At 65.5% G+C, this 20,783-nt stretch carries 20 protein-coding genes; 15 read left to right on the top strand and 5 right to left on the bottom strand.

The window, feature by feature from the left end; translation table 11 throughout:
- Positions 1 to 180 precede the first annotated feature (180 nt).
- Complete coding sequence (rbfA, locus tag NFC73_RS03470; protein ID WP_254747662.1) at positions 181 to 690, top strand: 30S ribosome-binding factor RbfA; 510 nt, start codon at positions 181 to 183, stop codon at positions 688 to 690.
- Positions 691 to 764: 74 nt separating this feature from the next.
- On the opposite strand, the gene NFC73_RS03465 is transcribed toward rbfA, so the two are convergent.
- Positions 765 to 1,862: a ScyD/ScyE family protein gene (locus NFC73_RS03465; RefSeq protein WP_254747660.1), complete on the bottom strand. Its 1,098-nt coding sequence runs from the start codon at positions 1,860 to 1,862 to the stop codon at positions 765 to 767.
- 180 nt (positions 1,863 to 2,042) lie between these two features.
- On the opposite strand from NFC73_RS03465, the gene NFC73_RS03460 reads away from it, so the two are divergent.
- Together NFC73_RS03460 and trxA are read left to right on the top strand one after the other, a co-directional pair.
- Positions 2,043 to 2,528: a nucleoside deaminase gene (locus tag NFC73_RS03460; protein ID WP_254747658.1), complete on the top strand. Its 486-nt coding sequence runs from the start codon at positions 2,043 to 2,045 to the stop codon at positions 2,526 to 2,528.
- A 14-nt stretch (positions 2,529 to 2,542) separates the two neighbouring features.
- Entirely contained in the window at positions 2,543 to 2,980 is a 438-nt protein-coding gene (gene trxA / locus NFC73_RS03455) for a thioredoxin (RefSeq protein WP_254747656.1), read from the top strand.
- Between the two features lie 10 nt (positions 2,981 to 2,990).
- Here the strand turns inward: trxA and NFC73_RS03450 are convergent, their stop codons facing one another.
- Positions 2,991 to 4,154, bottom strand: coding sequence for a pyridoxal phosphate-dependent aminotransferase (locus NFC73_RS03450; protein WP_254747654.1), 1,164 nt, complete (start codon positions 4,152 to 4,154; stop codon positions 2,991 to 2,993).
- Positions 4,155 to 4,232: 78 nt separating this feature from the next.
- On the opposite strand from NFC73_RS03450, the gene truB reads away from it, so the two are divergent.
- The 11 genes from truB (at position 4,233) to NFC73_RS03395 (ending at position 15,712) form a co-directional block, all read left to right on the top strand.
- Positions 4,233 to 5,216 (top strand): tRNA pseudouridine(55) synthase TruB, encoded by a 984-nt coding sequence (truB, locus tag NFC73_RS03445; protein WP_254747653.1) that lies wholly within the window; start codon positions 4,233 to 4,235, stop codon positions 5,214 to 5,216.
- Between the two features lie 2 nt (positions 5,217 to 5,218).
- Positions 5,219 to 5,572: a hypothetical protein gene (locus NFC73_RS03440; protein WP_254747652.1), complete on the top strand. Its 354-nt coding sequence runs from the start codon at positions 5,219 to 5,221 to the stop codon at positions 5,570 to 5,572.
- A 1-nt stretch (position 5,573) separates the two neighbouring features.
- Positions 5,574 to 6,044, top strand: coding sequence for a hypothetical protein (locus NFC73_RS03435; RefSeq protein ID WP_254747651.1), 471 nt, complete (start codon positions 5,574 to 5,576; stop codon positions 6,042 to 6,044).
- A gap of 185 nt (positions 6,045 to 6,229) precedes the next feature.
- Entirely contained in the window at positions 6,230 to 7,213 is a 984-nt protein-coding gene (locus NFC73_RS03430) for a bifunctional riboflavin kinase/FAD synthetase (protein WP_104063118.1), read from the top strand.
- A 40-nt stretch (positions 7,214 to 7,253) separates the two neighbouring features.
- Positions 7,254 to 8,108, top strand: coding sequence for a tryptophan 2,3-dioxygenase (gene kynA, locus NFC73_RS03425; protein ID WP_254747650.1), 855 nt, complete (start codon positions 7,254 to 7,256; stop codon positions 8,106 to 8,108).
- On the top strand, positions 8,105 to 9,364 hold the full coding sequence (kynU, locus tag NFC73_RS03420; protein WP_372494564.1) for a kynureninase: 1,260 nt from the start codon (positions 8,105 to 8,107) through the stop codon (positions 9,362 to 9,364). Before kynA ends, kynU begins: the two co-directional genes overlap by 4 nt.
- Positions 9,365 to 9,594: 230 nt before the next feature.
- Positions 9,595 to 9,864 (top strand): 30S ribosomal protein S15, encoded by a 270-nt coding sequence (gene rpsO / locus NFC73_RS03415; RefSeq protein ID WP_056348417.1) that lies wholly within the window; start codon positions 9,595 to 9,597, stop codon positions 9,862 to 9,864.
- 249 nt (positions 9,865 to 10,113) lie between these two features.
- Positions 10,114 to 12,366 carry a polyribonucleotide nucleotidyltransferase gene (locus NFC73_RS03410; protein ID WP_248763955.1) on the top strand — a complete coding sequence of 751 codons (2,253 nt, stop codon included), beginning with the start codon at positions 10,114 to 10,116 and terminating at the stop codon, positions 12,364 to 12,366.
- Positions 12,367 to 12,490: 124 nt separating this feature from the next.
- Positions 12,491 to 13,834, top strand: coding sequence for a M16 family metallopeptidase (locus NFC73_RS03405; RefSeq protein ID WP_056348420.1), 1,344 nt, complete (start codon positions 12,491 to 12,493; stop codon positions 13,832 to 13,834).
- Positions 13,835 to 13,865: 31 nt separating this feature from the next.
- Complete coding sequence (locus NFC73_RS03400) at positions 13,866 to 14,327, top strand: DUF1579 family protein (protein ID WP_254747649.1); 462 nt, start codon at positions 13,866 to 13,868, stop codon at positions 14,325 to 14,327.
- Positions 14,328 to 14,509: 182 nt separating this feature from the next.
- Positions 14,510 to 15,712, top strand: a complete 1,203-nt coding sequence (locus tag NFC73_RS03395) for a helix-turn-helix transcriptional regulator (RefSeq protein ID WP_254747648.1) — start codon at positions 14,510 to 14,512, stop codon at positions 15,710 to 15,712.
- 12 nt (positions 15,713 to 15,724) lie between these two features.
- On the opposite strand, the gene NFC73_RS03390 is transcribed toward NFC73_RS03395, so the two are convergent.
- The 3 genes from NFC73_RS03390 to moaA all read right to left on the bottom strand — a co-directional run bounded on the left by NFC73_RS03390 (position 15,725) and on the right by moaA (position 18,949).
- Positions 15,725 to 17,278, bottom strand: a complete 1,554-nt coding sequence (locus NFC73_RS03390) for an HNH endonuclease signature motif containing protein (RefSeq protein ID WP_254747647.1) — start codon at positions 17,276 to 17,278, stop codon at positions 15,725 to 15,727.
- 197 nt (positions 17,279 to 17,475) lie between these two features.
- Complete coding sequence (locus NFC73_RS03385) at positions 17,476 to 17,742, bottom strand: MoaD/ThiS family protein (RefSeq protein WP_254747646.1); 267 nt, start codon at positions 17,740 to 17,742, stop codon at positions 17,476 to 17,478.
- Positions 17,743 to 17,746: 4 nt separating this feature from the next.
- On the bottom strand, positions 17,747 to 18,949 hold the full coding sequence (gene moaA, locus NFC73_RS03380; RefSeq protein WP_254747645.1) for a GTP 3',8-cyclase MoaA: 1,203 nt from the start codon (positions 18,947 to 18,949) through the stop codon (positions 17,747 to 17,749).
- 339 nt (positions 18,950 to 19,288) lie between these two features.
- Between moaA and NFC73_RS03375 the strand changes: the two genes are divergently transcribed.
- Complete coding sequence (locus NFC73_RS03375) at positions 19,289 to 20,776, top strand: molybdopterin-dependent oxidoreductase (RefSeq protein ID WP_254748223.1); 1,488 nt, start codon at positions 19,289 to 19,291, stop codon at positions 20,774 to 20,776.
- The last annotated feature ends 7 nt before the right edge of the window (positions 20,777 to 20,783 follow it).

The following is a 20,783-nucleotide window of genomic DNA, read 5'->3' as shown; positions in this document are numbered from 1 at the left end:
CCAAGCACTTCGCGATTGAGGGGCCCCGCCCCTACGACGGACGGCCAGCGATCTACGATCGTTGGCCGTCCGTCTCCGGCAGGCCCGATGCCACTCCCGGGCCCCCTCAATCGCTGCGCGCGTGGGTGCCAACGTCACCTTTGCGCCCCCAAAATTTCTATTTCTATCCAGGAGGATGTCATGGCTGATCCCGCACGGGCTGCCAAGTTGGCGCAGCGGATTAAGGTTGTTGTTGCTGAGGCTTTGGGCCGGAAGGTTAAGGATCCCCGGCTGGAAGGCATTACTGTTACCGATGCCCGGGTGACCAATGATCTGCAGCATGCCACGATCTATTACACCGTTTTCGGCGACCAGGCCATCCAGGCCGATGCTGCCAAGGGCCTGGAGAAGGCCAAGGGTGTGCTCCGCCAGGAGGTGGGGCGTAACGTGACCGTCCGCCTGACGCCGACGCTGGAATTTGTGGCGGACCAGATCCCCGTCGTTGCCTCAAACCTGGAGGACCTGCTCCGGGCCGCCAAGAAACGCGACGCCGAGGTGGCCGCCCTGGCCGAAAACGCCAAGCACGCCGGCGAGGCCGACCCCTACAAGAGCGACATTCCCGCCGATGTGGAGATCGATGAGGACGACTTCGACGAAGAGGATATTGACCTCACCGACGACGAAGACCTCGACGAAGACGCCAACAAGTAGCGTCACGCGAAGAAGGCCCGGACCCGAAGTTGGGTCCGGGTCTTTTTCGTCCGCGGGATGTTCCCTTGCGTTTCCTACCGGATGCTGGCCTTCAGGACCGTTCCCGCGGTGAGGTCAGCGAAGCTGAAACCGGCTGTGGCATGGAGGGTTTTCCCTCGCAGCTCCACCGCGGCAGGACCATCGACGGCCAGGAACTGTGACTGTTCGCGGGTCAAGGCGTCGATCCTGACGATCTCATTGCCGAACATCGAAGCTGCGTAGACATCCCCACTGCCGGATACGGCGATGCCGGTGGGGCTCAGGATCTCATCGGCCCACAGGTGGATCCCCCCGGTCCATGGATTGACCCGGAAGATGGCACCGCGGTGGCCCAGGGAAGGATCCTCCGGACCGCCCGGCAGCGACGAGACGTACAGCCAGCCGTCGGGGCCGATCTCTACATCCGTGGGCACCGGTTCAAATGCGTAGTCGTGTCCGACAACGCAGGACGGGAAGCCAACAGCCGCGGCAGCCTTTGCAGTGGCTTCCGCCGCACGCGGAGGCAGGACCGCGAGGGTGGAAGTCTCCCCGGTGGCGGCGTTGACCTTGAGGATGGCATTCATCCCGGCGTCGGCCACGAAGACGGTATTGCCGTGAACCGCTGTGGCATAGGGGTGTGAGTCGACCGCCCCGGAGTACTGTGCCGGCGGGAACGGCGCCGTAATTTGGGCCAGGCACTCGTCGGACACGTCGGACCCGAAGCCGTAGTCCTGGAATCCGTCCGGGTTGTTCCGACGCTCGTAGGTCGCGAGGTCCACAATGGTCCTGACCTCCCCGCGCCTGTCGATTGACTTCAGATAGCCGGCCAGCGCTGTGGGATCTCCGCCGCCTCCCCCGACGCTTTCGACGAAAAACGTGGTGGTGCCCCGTGTCTCAACACCGCCAACGTCCCAGCCCGCATTCGTGTAAACGTTGGTCGTTTGCCCGGCGTCCTCGACGCGGTCCAGCGTGCCCGCAAAGTTCTGTGTGACGAGGACGCTCTTGCCGGGACCCAGGGCCAGGCTCAACGGCGTCATCAGGTGCTCCGCCAGGGTTTCGGGTCCGGACGGCTTCTGCGTAGCTGTGGCGGGCGCGACGGGGATGATCATCGCCGCTGCTGCCAGGCACGCGACGATCGGAAACTTCTTGTTCATTGGATCCTCCGGAGTTGACGTGCACCCCGTCGCCGGGGCCTGGCCTGAGACCAAGTCAAGCGATCCGAACTGCCCCCGGCGCTAGGTTAGTCCCGCGAAAGCAATGACGTCGACGGCATTTCCCCCTAATGGGCCCCCTATTTTGAACCGGAAAACCTGGGTCATGGCTAGGATCTAGTTATGACGCAGGCGAGCGACAACCACGAGGCCACCCGATACCTGGAACAGGCCATTGAGCTGGCTGTCCGGAACGTCTCCGACGGTGGCGGGCCGTTCGGTGCGCTGGTGGTGACCCCGGATGGGCGGGTCCATGAAGGCATCAACCGGGTCACCCGGGACAACGACCCCACGGCCCATGCAGAAGTGGTGGCAATCCGAGCTGCAGCAAGTGCGGGGGCGACGTTCGACCTGAGCGGGGCCGTGCTCTACACCAGCTGCGAGCCGTGCCCGCTGTGCCTGTCAGCCGCGCTGTGGGCGCGGATCGATCGAGTCTATTTTGCGGCTGACCGCCATGGTGCAGCCGCGGCCGGTTTCGACGACGCCGTGTTTTACGAGTACTTCAACGGCACCCGTCCGGAACTCCTGCCTGTGGCACACGAGGCGATTCCGGCATCGGACGCTCCGTTTGAGGCGTGGCGTAGCAACGCGACGCGAGAGAGATACTGAGCCGGAGGCTCCTTATGGAAACTGGACTGATCACGTGCCCGACCTGTGGAAAGACCAATCGCGTCCCGGCCGCCGCGTCCGGCCGGCCGCGGTGCGGAAACTGCAAGCAGGGCCTTCCCTGGATTACAGCCGCTGCGGACGATGACTTCGCGGTCGTGGCCGAGCAGTCGCCGGTCCCTGTGCTGGTTGACTTCTGGGCAGAATGGTGTGGCCCGTGCCGGACGGTGAGTCCGGTGCTGGACACGTTGGCCACTGAACGGGCCGGCCGGATCAAGCTGGTCAAGGTTAACGTTGACCAGTCCCCGCGACTATCCAGCCGGTTCGATATCCAGGCCATCCCCACATTGATGATCATCGACGGCGGAAGGGTACTTGCCAGACAGGCCGGGGCGGCACCTGCTGCGGTGTTACGGTCCTGGGTGGATGGGGTGCTGGGCGCGAGCCACGCCTAGGCTTCCGGGATTACCCGACCCGCTTCGGCAGCCTGCCGATACCCTCCACCAAGTCGTTGCGGGTACCGCACAGCGCGATCCGTACCCAGCCTTCGCCAATGGAGCCAAACGCAGTTCCCGGCGCGAACGCGACGCCGGAATCGGCGAGGAACCGGCGGGTCCAGCTCCGGACGTCCCCGCCGCTGACATGGGAGACATCGGCCCAAAGATAGAATGCTCCCTGGGCACTCAGGTACGGGATTCCTTTCGCGTCCAGCACAGCTGAGGCAGCGTCCCGGTTGGCCCGGTAGTGGTCCTGGGCGTGCGCGACGTAATCCTGCGGGCCTGTCAGCGCCGCCAGCGCTGCATACTGCGACGGGGAGGCGACGCAGGAGACAATCGCCTCCATCACGTTGTTCATCGTCTGTTCCAGCCCCGGGGGACAGACCAGGGCGCCGATCCTCAGCCCGGTCAGGCCGTACGTCTTGGAGAGAGTCAGTGACGTGAACACCCGCGCCTCGCCGGGAACGTCGCTGTCGAACCGGGCCGGGCTGATGTGGGGGACGTCGTAGGTGAAGGCCTCGTAGCATTCGTCGGCAATGATCCAGAGATCGTGCTTACGGGCAAGGTCCACAAGCTGCCGGGTCACGTCCTCGCTGAGGACGGCGCCCAGCGGGTTGGACGGGGAGTTCAGGATGAGCACCCGGGTCCGGTCCGTGATGAGCGCCTCAATGTCCCGGATCCGCGGCTGGAAGTCATGCTCGGGATACAGCGGGTAGTCCACCGGCACGGCATTCAGGAGCCGGCTGGTCATGGCAAATGTGGGGTAGCCGGGATTGGGAATCAGGACCTCGTCACCGGGGGAGAGCAGAAGGCTCATGGCGAAGTGCAGGCCCTGCTGCGCGCCGTCCACCACGTACACCCGCTCCGCACCAAGGCTGGTGCTAAGTCCGGCGCGTTCACGGAACCTGGCGGCGAACGCTTCACGGAGGGCCGGGATGCCGGCGTTAGGCGTGTAGTTGGTCTCGTCCCGGTCGAGGCACGCCATGCCGGCTTCCAGGATGTGGCGGGGGAGCGCGAAGCCCGGCTCGCCGATGCTCAGGACTACCGCCCCGGGGGTATGCCAGGCGGCCTCGGTGATTTCGCGGATCTGGTTGACGGGGACGTCGCGCGCGTGCGCCGCAAGCTCAGGCATGGATGCCATCCTAGCCGCCGGGGTTGCGGGCAGGGCACGTGGGCAGGGGCGGTGGCCAGCGCCGATATACTGGGAAGCGTGCTTTCTGGACTGGTGATAGTGGACAAACCGCAGGGATGGACCAGCCATGATGTGGTTGGTCGGATGCGGCGTCTCGCCGGGACCCGGAAAGTGGGGCACGCCGGCACCCTCGATCCCATGGCTACCGGCGTCCTGGTGGTTGGCATCAACAAGGCCACCCGGCTCCTGACCTACATCGTGGGCACGTCCAAGACCTATACGGCAACCATCCGGCTGGGCCAGTCCACCATCACGGACGACGCCGAAGGTGACGTGATTGCCGCCGTCAGTGCCGCCGCCGTCGCTGATGAAGCAATCCACGACGGCGTCGCAGCCCTCACGGGTGAAATCCAGCAGGTGCCCAGCAGCGTCAGCGCCATTAAAGTCAACGGTGAACGCGCCTACGCCCGGGTCCGCTCCGGTGAAGAGGTAAAGCTCGCGGCGCGCCCGGTCACCATCCACCGTTTCGAAGTTCACTCCATTAACCGGGAAGCCGGCGGCGACGTGGTGGACATCGATGTCACCGTGGAATGCTCCTCCGGCACCTACATCCGTGCCCTCGCCCGTGACCTCGGCGACGGGCTGGGAGTGGGCGGCCACCTGACCGCCCTCCGCCGGACCCATGTTGGCCCGTACTCGCTGGACCAGGCCCGGACGTTGGAACAGCTGGCCGAGGAGCTGAATGTCCTGGAGATGTCCCAGGCTGCCCGGGCACTGATGCCTAACCGCGAACTCACAGCGGAGGAGGCCACCGAGATTTCCTTCGGACGCCGGATCGCGGCGGGATCTGAAGCAGGAGATCCCGAGGCTGCCACCACGGAGCACCCCGCGGCAGCGTTCGCTCCGGACGGCAGCCTCGTCGCGCTCCTGGCGGACTCCGGAAACTTTGCCAAGCCTGTCCTGGTATTCGCGCCGGGCAACGGTGCGTCCGAAAAAACTGCCCCCCGGAATGGTGCGCCCGAGAATGTTGTGCCTGAGGATGTTGCGGGCGGGGACGCCTAGGCATGGACGCCTATTTCTACATCATCCTGGTGGTCGGCCTGCTCTCCAGCGGAATCTGCCTCGGTGCCGGCATCCTCAAAAAGGCCCCCAATGATTTGACCATCCTGTCCGTTGCCGCCGTCGAACTGGCACAGCTGGTGTACCTGGTGGGATCGATCGTGCGGGTCATCGCGGGCGAACCGATTGCCGGCGAAGCCTGGGAATTCTGGGGATACCTGGCCACGGCGATGCTCCTGCCGCCGGCAGCCGTGTACTGGTCCATCCTGGAACGGACCCGCTGGAGCAACTTTGTCCTCGCCGCCGTCGGCGTCACGGCCTTGGTGATGGCCGCCCGCATGAACCAGATCTGGTACTGAAATGGAAGAAGTACGCAACGTGAAAGCACCCCGTTCCGAAGCCGCCCGTGCCAAGGCAGATGCCACGGCCGGCGTCAAGGACACTCGGAACACCGGCCCCGGACGCCTGCTTATCGCCGTTTATGCAGTGTTTGCCATTTCGGCCACCGCACGCGCCGGTTACCAGATCCTGACCAAGTTCTCCGAAGCCCCGCTCGCCTACCTGCTTTCCGCGTTCGCGGCGCTGGTCTACGTGGTGGCAACGGTGTCCCTGGCCAAGCCCGGCCGCACCTGGTTCAGGATCTCGCTGGCCGCCGTCCTGGTGGAGCTCGTCGGAGTGCTGGTGGTGGGGGCGTTGAGCGTGTTTGATTCTGTGGCGTTCCCGCATGAGACCGTCTGGTCCCTTTTTGGCCGGGGGTACGCGTTCATTCCGCTGCTGCTGCCTGTCCTGGGTCTGGTGTGGCTGTACCGGCGCCGGCCGAACCGGCAGTAGACCGCACCCGCAGCAAACATCACCAGCGATCGGCCTCCGCGGTCAGGCCTCCGGACATGTCCACGCGTGCCATCCAGTTGGCCTGGCGCCGTCCGGCAGCAGTACTGAATGCGGGTAATCTTAGAGAGTTCCGGCGCCGGTGCGTTCGGAGAGATGTCAGTTTTAGGCAGTAAAAGGCGAGGGTGATGGTCTACATCTGGAACGATCCGTCCGAGGTCCCTGCGGACTTTGGTCCCTCCGTTGTCACTTTTGGCAACTTCGACGGCGTCCATCGCGGGCACCAGCAAGTGCTTTCCGAGCTAATCCGCTCGGCCCGCTTCAACGGGACGAAGGCCGTTGCCGTCACCTTTGACCCGCACCCGGCCCTGATCCACCGCCCGGAGTCCGCGCCCGAAATGATCATGGGCCTGCAGGACAAACTGGTGGCCTTGGGGGAGCTGGGCCTGGATGCCATTCTGGTGATGAAGTACTCGCTGAACCTTGCCAGCCTCACCCCTGAGGAATTTGTGGGCCAGGTCCTGGTGGACAGCCTGCATGCCAGCCATGTGGTCATCGGTCACGATTCCCGGTTCGGCCGCGGCAACTCCGGTGACCTTGACACTATGAAGCAGCTGGGCGAAAAGTTCGACTTCGATGTCCAGGTCATCAGCGAGTTCGGTTCGGAAGGCTACCCGCTGCATGACGACGACGGCACCGACCGCCGCTGCTCCTCCACCTGGGTGCGTGAAGCATTGCAGGAGGGCGACGTCGCCACCGCCGCCGCGGTGCTGGGACGGCCCCACCGCATGCGCGGGGAGGTCGTCCACGGTGCTGCCCGCGGGCGCGTGCTCGGGTTCCCCACCGCTAACCTTGCCCACGAGGCCACCGGGTTCATCCCGGCGGACGGTATCTACGCCGGCTGGCTGGTGGACCAGGCCGGCACACGATGGCCGGCGGCCATCTCGGTGGGATCCAATCCCACGTTCGACGGCGTCAGCCGGCAGGTCGAAGCCCATGTGATTGACCGTCCGCACGAGGCCGTGGAGGATTTCGATCTGTACGGCCAGACAGTAGTGGTCGAATTTGTGGCCCGGCTCCGCGGCATGGTGGCATACCGTGGGCCGGAGGCGCTTGTTGACCAGATGCGTCTGGACGTAATTCAGGCCCACGATCTCCTGGTGCGGCGCTGACCCGGTCCCACCCGCACCGAAGACCCAGAGAGGCAGCACCGTGGCCGTCGAGAAGAACACCCGCAAACTGGACAAAGGCATAGTCCGCGATTTCAGTTCCCGGATGAGCTACGCGTCCTACCTCCAGCTGCCCACCCTGCTCAGTGCACAGCAGCCGGTCAGCACACCCGAACACCACGACGAGATGCTGTTCATCATCCAGCACCAGACCACCGAGCTGTGGCTCAAGCTGGTCCTGCATGAGCTCCGCAGCGCCGCGGCCTGGCTGCGCACAGACGATCTCGGCTCCGCGCTCAAGGGCATCGCCCGGGTCAAGCACATCCAGAAAACCCTGACGGAGCAGTGGTCCGTGCTGGCCACGCTGACACCCACGGAGTACTCCCAGTTCCGCGGGTTCCTGGGCAACTCCTCCGGCTTCCAGTCCAGCCAGTACCGGGCCGTCGAGTTTGTCCTCGGCAACAAGAACCGCAAAATGCTGCCGGTGTTCGAATCGGACCCGGAAGCGCACGCCATGCTGGAGGAGTTGCTGAACGCGCCCAGCATCTACGACGAGTTCCTGGCCTACCTGGCCCGGCAGGGCTTCGACGTGCCGCAGTCCATCCTGGAGCGGGACGTCACCCGCGCCCACGAGTTTTGCCCGGACCTGGTACCGCTGTTCAAGCACATCTACGAAAACGCCGCCGATAACTGGGGCGCCTACGAGGCCTGCGAGGAACTCGTGGACCTTGAAGACAATTTCCAGCTCTGGCGGTTCCGGCACCTCCGCACCGTCCAGCGGACCATCGGGATGAAAACGGGAACCGGGGGATCCAGCGGCGCTGCCTTCCTGCAGAAGGCCCTTGAGCTCACCTTCTTCCCTGAATTGTTTGCGGTACGGACGGAGATCGGCCAATGAGCAATGCGATAAACTCGAAGATGGAAAATCACGACGGCGCCATCCTCCTTGAGGAGGCAGCGCGGCTGGACGCAGCTGACCCGTTGGCACGATACCGCGGCCTCTTCATCGGGACGGACACGGACCTTTCCTACCTTGACGGCAATTCGCTGGGCCGCCCGCTGAAGCGGACCCCGCGGGACATCACCACCTTCATCGAGGAAGACTGGGGCGGCCGGCTCATCCGTGGCTGGGACGAGGAATGGCTGGACCTGCCCCACGCCATCGGCGATCAGCTGGGCCGCGCTGTCCTCGGCGCAGCCCCGGGCCAGACAGTCATCGCCGATTCCACCACGGTGGTGCTCTACAAACTGATCCGCGCCGCGCTGGCCGCCGTGGCTGACCCTGCCCGCACAGAGATCGTCCTGGACACGGATAACTTCCCCACGGACCGCTACCTGGTCGAGGGCATCGCTCGCGAGGAAGGCCTGACCCTGCGGTGGATCGAAGCCGATCCGGCGTCCGGCGTCACCGTCGATCAGGTGCGGGATGCAACCGGCCCGGCCACCGCCGTCGTACTTTTGAGCCACGTGGCCTACCGCTCGGGGTTCCTGGCCGACCTTCCGGGCATCACGGAAGCTGCACACAGCGTGGGGGCGCTGGTGGTCTGGGACCTGTGCCACTCCGCCGGATCCGTGGAGCTGGACCTGGACGGGGCAAACGTGGATTTTGCCGCGGGTTGCACCTACAAGTACCTCAACGGGGGACCGGGCTCGCCGGCGTTCGCCTACGTCAATCGCAGGCACCTGCCCGGTCTGAAACAGCCGATCTGGGGCTGGATGGGACGCAAGGACGCGTTCGAGATGGCCGCAGGCTACGAGCCCGCGCCCGGTATCCGGAGTTTCCTCAGCGGCACTCCGGCCATCTTCGGGATGCTTGCCATGCGCGGGACCCTGGACCTCATCGAAGAGGCCGGCATGGCTGCCATCCGGGAAAAGTCCCTGAAACTCACGGCCTACGCCGTGCAGCTGTTTGAGGCGTGGCTGGAACCGGCGGGCGTGGAGCTGGCGTCGCCGCGTGAGCCGGAGCTTCGCGGGAGCCACATCACCCTGGATCATCCGGCGTTCCGGAATGTGACGGCGGCGCTGTGGGAACAGGACGTCATCCCGGACTTCCGCGCACCACACGGCATCCGCGTGGGGTTGTCCCCCTTGAGTACCAGCTTCGCGGAGCTGTTCCGGGGGATGGCCGCCATCCGGGATCAGCTCCGTCGCTGAGCCACGGGCATTTGGTGATGGCCTTTTGGGGGCGGCCGCGGCTGACGGCGGCGGCTGTTTCGACAAGATTGCGGCGGGGCCGGTAAACTAGCAGATGGATCCGGCTGCAGTCCGTGGCGGCTGGTTCCTGCCATGTGTGGAAATTCCCTGGTTTCCGGGGGATTCCCGCGCGGGCAGACCCGGCAGTGAAGTACTGAATCGGGCCTCACGGCACATCTCTAGGAGTTATTGTGGCACTTGACGCCGCTGTAAAGCAGTCCATCATCCAGGATTTCGCAACGTCCGAGGGCGACACCGGTTCGCCGGAGGTCCAGGTTGCAGTCCTGACTCAGCGGATCAAGGATCTGACTGAGCACATGAAGGTGCACAAGCACGATTACCACACCCAGCGCGGTCTGCTGGCCATGGTTGGTCGTCGCAAGCGTATGCTCACCTACCTCAAGAACACTGACATCACCCGCTACCGTGCGCTCATCGAGCGTCTCGGCCTGCGCCGCTAGTCAGCTTTAAGGGGCGGCCCCTTCCGTGACGGAAAGGGCCGCCTTCTTCAGAAGAAAAACTAAACAGGAGGATCAACCGCATCACGCATTCGCGGTCCTCGGTAGTGATCCCCGGGAACGGCTTCGAAGAATGAAGCCCCCGGCCCGTGGGTCTCGATCGATGACCGGGTGCAGTGCAGGCCAGTCGACAGATGCTGGCCTGGGTTGATGCGGCTGGACTCCGTGACACACGAAACGGAGGTGACTCTCTTGGAGGGTCCCGAAATCCAGTTCTCAGAAGCAGTCATTGACAATGGCCGCTTTGGCAAGCGTGTAATCCGCTTTGAAACCGGCCGTCTTGCCAAGCAGGCAGCCGGCGCAGCCATGGTGTACATCGACGAAGACACCGCGCTGCTGTCCGCCACCACCGCAGGCAAGCACCCGCGCGAAGGCTTCGACTTCTTCCCGCTGACGGTTGACGTTGAAGAGCGCATGTACGCCGCCGGCCGTATCCCGGGCTCGTTCTTCCGCCGTGAAGGCCGCCCGTCCACCGAGGCCATCCTGGCCTGCCGGCTTATGGACCGCCCGCTGCGTCCGGCCTTCGTCAAGGGCCTGCGCAACGAGGTCCAGATCGTGGTGACCGTCCTGGCCATCAACCCCGACGAGCTCTACGACGTGGTGGCCATCAACGCCTCCTCCATGTCCACCCAGCTCTCGGGCCTGCCGTTCTCCGGCCCGATCGGCGGCGTCCGCGTTGCCCTCGTCGCTGACGAGCACGGTTCACAGTGGGTTGCTTTCCCCAAGCACTCCCAGCTCGAGAACTCCGTGTTCAACATGGTTGTAGCCGGCCGTGTTGCCGGTGACGACGTCGCCATCATGATGGTCGAAGCCGAAGCAACCGACAACTCCTGGAACCTCATCAAGGAACAGGGCGCAACCGCTCCCACCGAAGAGGTTGTCTCCGAGGGCCTCGAGGCTGCCAAGCCATTCATCAAGGCACTCTGCGAAGCCCAGGCGGACCTGGCTGCACGCGCTGCCAAGCCCACTGTTGAGTTCCCGGTATTCCTGGACTACCAGGATGACGTCTACGCCGCTGTTGAGTCCGCTGCCGCTGAGAAGCTGGCCGCTGTCTTCCAGATCGCCGACAAGCAGGAACGCGATACTGCAACGGATTCACTCAAGGACGAAGTCACGTCTTCCCTGGCCGGCCAGTTCGAAGGCCGCGACAAGGAGCTGTCCGCAGCGTTCCGCTCGGTCACCAAGCACGTTGTGCGCCAGCGCATCCTCAAGGACCAGATCCGTATCGACGGCCGTGGCCTGACGGACATCCGCCAGCTCACCGCGGAGGTTGAGGTTCTGCCCCGCGTGCACGGCTCGGCAATCTTCGAGCGCGGCGAAACCCAGATCATGGGTGTCACCACTCTGAACATGCTCAAGATGGAACAGCAGATCGATTCGCTGTCTCCCGTCACGCGCAAGCGCTACATGCACAACTACAACTTCCCGCCGTACTCCACCGGCGAGACCGGCCGCGTGGGTTCCCCCAAGCGCCGCGAAATCGGCCACGGCGCCCTCGCCGAGCGCGCCATCATGCCCGTGCTGCCGTCCCGCGAGGAATTCCCCTACGCGATCCGCCAGGTGTCTGAGGCTCTCAGCTCCAACGGTTCGACGTCGATGGGTTCCGTCTGCGCTTCGACGCTGTCCCTGCTCAATGCAGGTGTGCCGCTGAAGGCAGCTGTTGCAGGTATCGCTATGGGTCTGGTCTCCGACCAGGTTGACGGCCAGACCCGTTACGCAGCCCTGACCGATATCCTCGGCGCCGAAGATGCTTTCGGCGACATGGACTTCAAGGTTGCCGGCACCGCCGAATTCGTTACGGCCATCCAGCTGGACACGAAGCTCGACGGCATCCCCGCTTCCGTGCTGGCAGCAGCGCTGAAGCAGGCCCGCGAAGCCCGCCTGCACATCCTGGACGTCCTGAACTCCGCGATCGACACCCCGGATGAGCTCTCCGAGTTCGCGCCGCGCGTCATCGCGGTCAAGATCCCGGTTGACAAGATCGGCGAGGTCATTGGGCCCAAGGGCAAGATGATCAACCAGATCCAGGAAGACACCGGCGCGGACATCTCCATCGAGGACGACGGCACGGTCTACATTGGCGCCACCAACGGTCCGTCTGCTGACGCAGCACGCTCCGCCATCAACGCCATTGCCAACCCGCAGATCCCGGAAATCGGCGAGCGTTACCTGGGTACGGTTGTCAAGACCACCACCTTCGGTGCCTTCATTTCCCTGACTCCGGGCAAGGATGGCCTGCTGCACATCTCCGAGCTGCGCAAGCTGGCCAACGGCAAGCGCGTGGACAACGTGGATGACGTGGTTTCCGTCGGCCAGAAGATCCAGGTGGAAATCACCAAGATCGATGACCGTGGAAAGCTGTCGCTGTCCCCCGTAGTGGCTGAAGAAGAAGGCGCCGAGAGCGTTGACGCTTCCGCCGCAGAGGGCGCTGCCGAAGCGGAGTAGTCCACTGACGCGGAGTAGCATCCTGCTCCACACAGCATGAATCGGCGGGGCCGGTGGATGATCCACCGGCCCCGCCGCTGTTACGATGGCAGCCAGATCCGGCTGCCGCTCCCGAAAGGCTTCAATGACTGTTGTACCCCTGCCGCTTGAGCAGAACCAGCCCGGCGACACCCTGGTCCATGGCTCCGACGGCGGCTCCGTTGTCCGGCGTTCAGTGCTGCCGGGCGGCGTACGGGTGCTCACCGAAGCGATGCCGGGCCAGCGTTCGGCGACCATCGGTTTCTGGGTGGGCGTCGGGTCACGCGATGAAGCCCCGGGCCAGCACGGCTCCACGCACTTCCTGGAGCACCTGCTGTTCAAGGGAACCAAGCGCCGCACGGCCCTGGAGATCGCTTCAGCGTTTGATGAGGTGGGCGGGGAGTCCAACGCCGCCACGGCCAAGGAGAGCACGTGCTATTTCGCGCGCGTGCTGGACACGGACCTGCCCATGGCCATCGACGTCATTGCCGATATGATCACCGGTGCCGTCCTGGATCCGGCCGAGATGGAGCAGGAGCGCGACGTCATCCTGGAGGAAATCGCCATGGACAGCGATGACCCCACTGACGTTGCACATGAAAACTTTGTCGCTGCCGTCCTGGGCACCCACCCGCTGGGCCGCCCTATCGGCGGTACGCCCGCCGCGATCCGCGCCGTCGCCCGCGACTCCGTCTGGGAGCACTACCGCCGTTACTATCGCCCGGATGAGCTGGTCATCACCGCCGCCGGGGGCCTGGAGCACGACGTCGTCTGCAGCCTTGTGGTGGACGCCCTCCACACTGCCGGGTGGTCACTTGAGCCGGACGCCGCCCCTGTGGATCGCCGCTCCACTGAGCGCGCGGACATCACCGGTACAGCCGGGCTGCATGTGGTCAAGCGTGCGGTGGAACAGGCGAACATCATCATGGGCTGCCCCACGATTGTGGCCACCGATGAACGCCGCTACGTCATGAGCGTCCTCAACGCCGTCCTGGGCGGGGGCATGTCCTCGCGGCTGTTCCAGGAAATCCGCGAAAAGCGTGGCCTGGTGTACTCCACGTACTCCTTTGCCTCCTCCTACGCGGACGCCGGCTACTTCGGGATGTACGCAGGGTGCACTCCCTCCAAGGTCCGCCAGGTGCTGGACCTGCTGGGGCTTGAGCTGGACAAGCTTGCCGAAGGCGGCATCTCCGACGACGAACTGCGCAAGGCCGTGGGTCAGCTGTGCGGCGGAATCGTCCTGGCACTGGAGGACACGGGTTCCCGCATGTCCCGCCTTGGCCGCGCTGAACTCGTGTCCGGTGAATACCAGGACATCGACGAAACCCTGCGCCAGATCAAGGCGGTCACCGCGCAGGAGGTCCAGGAGCTGGCCAGGGAACTGGCAGCGGCGCCGCGGACCGTCACCGTGGTGGGCCCATTCGAGGAGACCGAAACCTTCGGTCTCTGACCGGCAGGCCTGCGCCCGCCATAATGAACCTATGAACCTTCCGCAGCCGGGCACGGTGCACGCCGTCCTGGAGAACTTCCTGGGCCATTGGCGCGGCACCACCTTGCTGGACGCATCGGCCTGGGGGCCCAAGCGCACGGCCTCGGCGGAAATCAGTTATACAAGGGCTGCCGGGGGCTACGCAGTCGTGCAAAGTTACAGACACACCGAAGCTGATGGTACGCACTTTGAAGGCCACGGCGTTTTTACTGTCGACCCTGACCACAACGATATCCTCTGGTACCACGTGGACAGCATGGGCCTGCCGCCGGGGGCTCCGGCCCGCTGCACGTGGGTGGACGGTGTGCTGCGCGTGGAGCGCCACAGCGACCGGGGGACTGCCCGCCACACTTTCCGGGTGGACAACGATGTACTGATCCACAGCGCCGAGTTGCGCCTCGGCGAGGGCCAGGACTTTGTCCCGTTTATGACCTCCGAGTGCCGCCGCGTCTGACCCTATCCCGCCGCCTTCTCCCACCTGCTGCGCGAACGGACACCTGGGGCCCTGCACGTGTTGGCACGAGAGGACAGATATGCCCCGGCCCATCGCGAAGGACACTTGGGGCACTGCAGAATTTCGACCGTCAGCCTTGAACGGCGCTCCGCGGACAAGGATTCTGGAATCAGCTGGCTGACGTGCTGGCGAACCTGAAAAGCAACGTGTGGAATTCGTCCTCCGCAGCGCCCTGGAACCGGAGCCTTGAACGGATCCGGCTCCTTGCCGATTCCGCCCCGGATCACCACTCATTACGTACTGCTGTGCTCGCTGAGGTGGGCCGGGTGCTTCCGTTCAGTGCTTTCGTGTGGCCGCTTTCGGATCCGCTGACGGCGACGGGCATGTCGCCCCTTGCCCGGATTCCGTGCCCGGACGAACTGCCGTTGCTGATCAGGCTCAAGTATCTGACGCTGGCAGGTCGGTGGACGCAGTTGGCGATCAGCCCGTCGCCGGTGACGACGCTCCTGCGTGAAACTGCCGGCAATCCATCACGGAGCCTGGTATGGGATGGCCTGATGAAGCGCTACGGAGTGACCGATGTCCTGTTCGCAGTGCTGGCGGACAAGCACGGCTGCTGGGGTTGGATTGACCTCTGGCGAACGGCGCAGGAAAGTCCCTTTACTGTCGACGAAGTGGGTTACGTCGCTGCCGTGACGCGCGAGGTCATGCCCGCCCTTCGTCGTTCGATAGCCCGGCAGTTTGTCATGGAGGTGCCTGTCGGACGCTACCCTGTCGGACGCGACTCAGTCGGACGCGACCCCGTAGGACACAAGGCCGTCCGTGCGGGGGCGTCAGCCATCAGCGGAGGTCCGAGGCCGGAGTTGCCTCAGCAGGCAGTGCTGACTCTGGATGCAGATATGGCGGTGGTGGGTGGAACAGCTGCGGTGGAGGAGTGGCTTGGACTGCTCCAGGCCGGCCCCCGTCCCTTTCAACGCGTACCGGCCGAGGTCCTCAACGTTGCTGCCCAGTTGCTGGCGCGTGAGGCGGGCGTGGATGGTCATCCTGCGTCCGCCCGTGTGCACATAGGGTCAGGCCAGTGGGCCCTCCTCCAAGCCAGCCAGATGGACTCCACCGGCACGGCGGCCATTCCGCCATTGGCCGTCACCATCCAGGCCTGCCCTCCGGCGGCGAGGCTTGATATGTTCGCCCGCAGCTTCGGGCTGACGGGACGGCAGGCGGAATTGTTTGAGCTGGCCGCCAGCGGCGCCGACACCAACGCCATGGCTGACGCCTTGGGGATCGGGGCCTATACCGTCCAGGATCAGTTCAAGCAGATTTTCGAGACATGCGGCGTCCATAGCCGCGCGACGTTGTTGGCCCTGGCGATGGGAACGGCCCAGTAACCGAAACGCCATTCAGCTCCATTCAGGTGGCAGGCCTGTGTCCAGGTCCAGGTCCAGGTCCAGGTCGAGTTCCAAGTCCAGATCCGCGTCCAAGACCGAACCGGGGCTGATGCCAGTGCCGGTGGCGGGCATAGGGACGTTTGCTGGCCAGGTCGGTGGTTCCCAGTCGGGGTGTTCGCTTCGGTAGTGGCGTCCGGTGGGTGATGTCCAGCCGGGTGGTTCGTTTTTGGTGGCTGCTTTGGGTGTCCAGGCTGTGGTGTGTCTGAGTCGGTGGTGTTTGTGGCAGGGCTGGCCGAGATTTGATATGCCGGTGGATCCTCCGTGGGCCCAAGCGAGGATGTGGTCGGCTTCGTTGTCGAGGGAGTGGTTGGCGCAGCCGGGGAAGGGGCATTTTCCGTCGCGTAGGCGGAGCCATTGGCGTTGGGCTTTTGTGAGCCGGTAGCTGGTGCGCCCGATCTCGAGCGGTGCGCCGTCGCGGGGGTCGGTGAGGACGCGGTGGAAGGATTCGGCGCCGTCGGCGACGAGCTGGCGGGCCATGGACGGCGGGATCGGCCCGTACCCGTCCAACATGGCCGGCTCGTCCGTGAGGCCCAGCAGCGAGAACACCGGGACCGTGATCAACACCTGCGCCCGCGGGGATGGAACGCCGCCGCTCACGGCGAGGCCACCGGTCTCTTCGTCGCTCGTTTCGCCGGTCGCGCCGCCGCTCTTTTCCCTACCCTCATCAGCGGTTCCGCCGCCGGTGATGTTGTTGGTCAGGAGACAGGTGGCGAGGGTGTCGGCGCGGAGCTGGCTGAGGTTCCGGTCCTCATGAGGCCCCTTCAGCGCCCGGGCGGCGGTGGTGGTGCGGTTCCAGATCCCGGCCGCGGTATCGGCGGGAAGGTAGGCGGAGAGCCAGGCCATGCCGTCGCGGTCCGGAGCGTACTCCACCCGCCGATCGGCGGCGCTGCGTGCGTGGCGTTTTTCGATGCTGACCGGGTGGTGGCGTTCCCGCCAGGTCCGGGCTTTGTGCCGGAACCTGCCGGGGATGAGCCCACCGGCGAAGCCACGTGCCGGATTCACTGCGTGGGGGTCCAGGAAATGTGCCTCCAACGCCGCAGCGGCCGGCCTGTCGAGGTTGATGGTTTCGTCGACCATGATCCGGGCGTGCTGCCACGAGATCGTCCCGGCCTGCAGCGCCGACAGGGTCAAGGGCAGGGCAGTGGTCAGGGCGTGCGCCTCGGCGAGGAGGGCACCGGCGGCGCGTTCGCTGACCGTCAGAGCACAGGCGACCTCGGCGACCACGGCCATCTCCTGCCCGGTGTTGTCCTCGGGCGACGTTGCAGGGCCGGCCAGGGCCTCGGCAGCGGCGGAGTAACCGGCAGCCAGCCAGGCCTTCAGGGCGGCACTTTTAGCGTCCAGCCGTGAGATCTCGGCCAGCCCGTCCAGGAAACCATCCGCCCTCCGACGCATCGGATCAGCGTCCCCGGAACAGCCGGAACCGGTCCCGTCCCGGAGCGCAGAAGCCAGCTCAGCGAAGGACACCGCAAGTGCTTCCGCCGTCGCCACAGCCGCTTTGCTATCCATGCCCACATCATCCCGCGAGGGCCCGACAATAACGGCGAGGCTGAAGGGCTATGTGCATAACTCCGCCAAGCAACTGTAAGTGCCTGCATCCGTGGGCGGTTTCAAGGTGTCGTCGCAGGGCCTCAACTGTCCATTCGCGCTAAGATCCGGGGCCTCAACTGTCTGTGAGAATCCCCTCGCGCCGCTTGCGAGGTGGCCTACCCGCCGGCGAATGGGGGCAGCACATCAACCACGTCGCCCGGTTTTAACACAGTCGTGCGGTCCCGGACGGCCACCTCGTTGAGCAGGAAACTGCTCCGGGACAGGATACGTGGCAGGGGAGGAGTGCCGGCGGGAGGCTCGGCTCGGTCCACAGCCAGGACCGCTTCCAGCAAATCGGCCACTGTCGCCCCTGGAGGGAGTGCGAAGAGCTCTTCGTCGACCCCAGCGGCAGCGCGCGCGGCAGCGAAGTAACGTACGTTCAAGAATTCAGCCTCCGATGGCGCTCATGCTGCGGTCCGGCTGGACAAAGTCCGCCGCGCCGAGACCTGTGTGGTCCATGCCGTGGGCCTTTGGCTTGACCCACATGGCATCCTGCCAGCGTTCGGCCAGGGCCTGATCACTGGCGCCCTCCCGAAGAAGACCCAGGAGATCAAACTCCTCACGGGAGAACAGGCAGCTCATGATCTTGCCCTCGGCTGTGATCCGTGTGCGACGGCAGTCGGAGCAGAACGGTTCCGTGACGGACGCGATGATGCCCACCGTGCCGAGCACCGGCCCGTGGGCTTCCGGCGGCGCCTCCACGCCTTCCGGCCGATGCACGTCAGCGGCAGACACCAGTCCCTCGGTATCCAGCACCGGACTATCCGGCCCCGCGGTCCCGGCCGCCCGGCGTCGTACTTCAAAGCGCTCCGCGGGGGCTCCATCGCGGGCGCGGGGATCGGGGCTCAACACAAAGTCGCGCGAGAGCAGAGTGCGGATCTCGGCCGCGGTGATCATGTTCCGGCGGGTCCAGCCGTGGTCTGCGTCGAGCGGCATCTGCTCGATGAAGCGCAGTTCGTAGCCGCGGTCCAGCGCCCATGCGAGCAAGGACGGCGACTCGGTGTCGTTGATCCCCCGCATCAGGACGGCGTTGAGTTTGACGGGGCCCAGGCCCGCGGCCCAGGCGGCATCGACGCCGGCCAGGACACGGTCCAGGAAGGGGCGCCGGGTCAGCTTGGTGAAGGTTTCTTCGTGCAGCGAATCCAGTGAGACGTTGATGCGGGTCAGGCCCGCAGCCTTAAGCGCGGCGGCCTTCTTGTCCAGGCCCACTCCGTTGGTGGTCATGGAGATGGGAAGTTCCGGATGGTTGCTGCGCAGGGCCGCAATGATGTCAAGCAGGTCCGCCCTGACCAGGGGCTCCCCGCCGGTCAGGCGCAGTTCGCGAACACCGAGCAGCTCCACGCCGATCCGGACAATCCGCACGATCTCCTCGGCGGACATCACGGCCTGCTTGGAAAGCCATTCAAGCCCCTCAGCCGGCATGCAGTACGTGCAGCGCAGGTTGCATTTGTCCGTCAGCGACAGCCTCATGTCCGTGGCCCGGCGGCCGTACTGGTCCAGCAGCCCCGGTGCCGTTCCGGCCGGTCGGGCAGGCGGCAGCCCCGCCCCTGCATCCTCCCGGGGTTGTGGCATGCCTAGCTGAACACTCATGAATTCAGGCTACGCCACGTTTACCCCCGGGATCACGCCCATGACGCCCGGGATCCGGTCCATCGCCGGAAGTCCCTCCGAACGGCGGCGAAGTCCGGCGCTGCCGGGGCGCGGCGAACCTATGCTGGAGAGGTGAACAGCTTCCAGCCCCTGCCGGACACGGCCGACGACGGCGCCACCTCTCCAGGGCGCTCGGGAACCGACGGTGCCGCTCGAGGCAGCCGCCGCTGGGCCGCCGCGTCGGGAGCCGTGGCCGCCGGAGCCGCCGTCGTCATAGGGGAGCTGCTGGCAGGTCTGTTCAGTCCGTCCCTCTCGCCCCTGACGGCAGTAGGCGGAGCCATGATCGATGCTGTTCCGCCGGGTGTGAAGGACTGGGCCATCTCGCTGTTCGGCACCGCCGACAAAGCGGTGTTCGTGGGCGGGATGCTGCTGGTTATCATGGCCGTCGGGTCGTTGGCCGGGATCCTGGAGCAGCGCAGGCGGTTTGCCGGTGGGGCGGTGATTGCTGTTTTTGGGCTCGTCGGGCTCAGTGCGGTCCTTACGCGTGCCCAGATGACCCCGGCTGCGGCTGTAGTGGCACTGGCCGCAGCCCTGTCCGGTGCACTCCTGCTGGGATGGCTGATCCGCCGGTTCCACGAAGGGCTCCCGGCCGGCGCAGCTGGGACAGGCCGCGCGGGAACAGCTGCCGGGACAGACGCCGCGACGGCGCAAGTTCCCGCGGGTACGGAAAGAATTCCCGCGGGTACGGAAAGAACCGCCGGACGGCGCACGTTCCTGCAGGTTCTGGCAGCGAGCGCCGGGGCCACCGCCGTTGGCGGGGTTGTGGCCGCGGTCTGGCGAGGTGCAGCCTCCGGCATCAGCACCGCCCGCGAAAAGCTGCAGCTGCCTGCCGCAGTCTCCGGAGCGCCCGCCATCCCGGCCGGCGCCGAGGTAGGACTGGCCGGAATGCAGCCGCTGGTCACACCGAACCGTGACTTTTACCGGATCGACACCGCCCTGATCGTCCCGTCCCTCGACCCCGAAGCCTGGGTTCTCCGCGTTACAGGGATGGTGGAACAGGAGATTGAGCTGAACCTGGCCGATCTGCTGGCCAAGCCGCTGATCGAACGGCACGTCACCATCGCCTGCGTCTCCAACGAAGTGGGCGGGGACCTGATCGGCAATGCCCGCTGGCTCGGCTGGCCGGTGCGGGAACTCCTGGCCCTTGCCCGGCCGCAATCCGGCGCCGACATGGTGCTGTCCCGGAGCTCCGACGGCTGGACGGCCGGCACGCCGCTGGAGGTCCTTACAGATCAGCGCGACGCCCTGCTTGCGGTGGGGATGAACGGCGAACCGTTGCCGCTGGAACACGGCTTCCCGGTCCGGTTGATCGTGCCGGGCCTCTACGGCTACGTTTCCGCGACCAAATGGCTCACGGAACTCAGCGTCACCAGGTTCGCGGACGACGTCGGCTACTGGACGCCGCGCGGCTGGTCCGACCGCGGCCCCATCAAAACGTCCTCGCGGATCGACGTTCCGCGCACCGGCCGGCGGGTGGGTGCTGGAACGGTTATGTTTGGCGGCGTTGCCTGGGCCCAGCACACCGGGATCGGAAAAGTAGAGCTACGCGTCAACCGCGGGCCGTGGCAGGCGGCCCGCCTCGCACCCGGGATTTCGCTGGACACCTGGTACCAGTGGCAGCTGGGCATCGAGCTGACTCCCGGCCAGTACGAGGTCCAGGTCCGCGCCACGGACCTCACCGGCGAGCCGCAGGTGGAGGACCGCCGGCCGGTTGCTCCCGACGGTGCCACAGGGCTCCACACCATTAGAGTTGACGTGAATCCATGACCGCCCG

The organism is Pseudarthrobacter humi, assembly GCF_024294965.1.
Classification (GTDB): Bacteria; Actinomycetota; Actinomycetes; order Actinomycetales; family Micrococcaceae; genus Arthrobacter; species Arthrobacter humi.
This window is presented reverse-complemented; position numbering and strand designations above follow the sequence as displayed.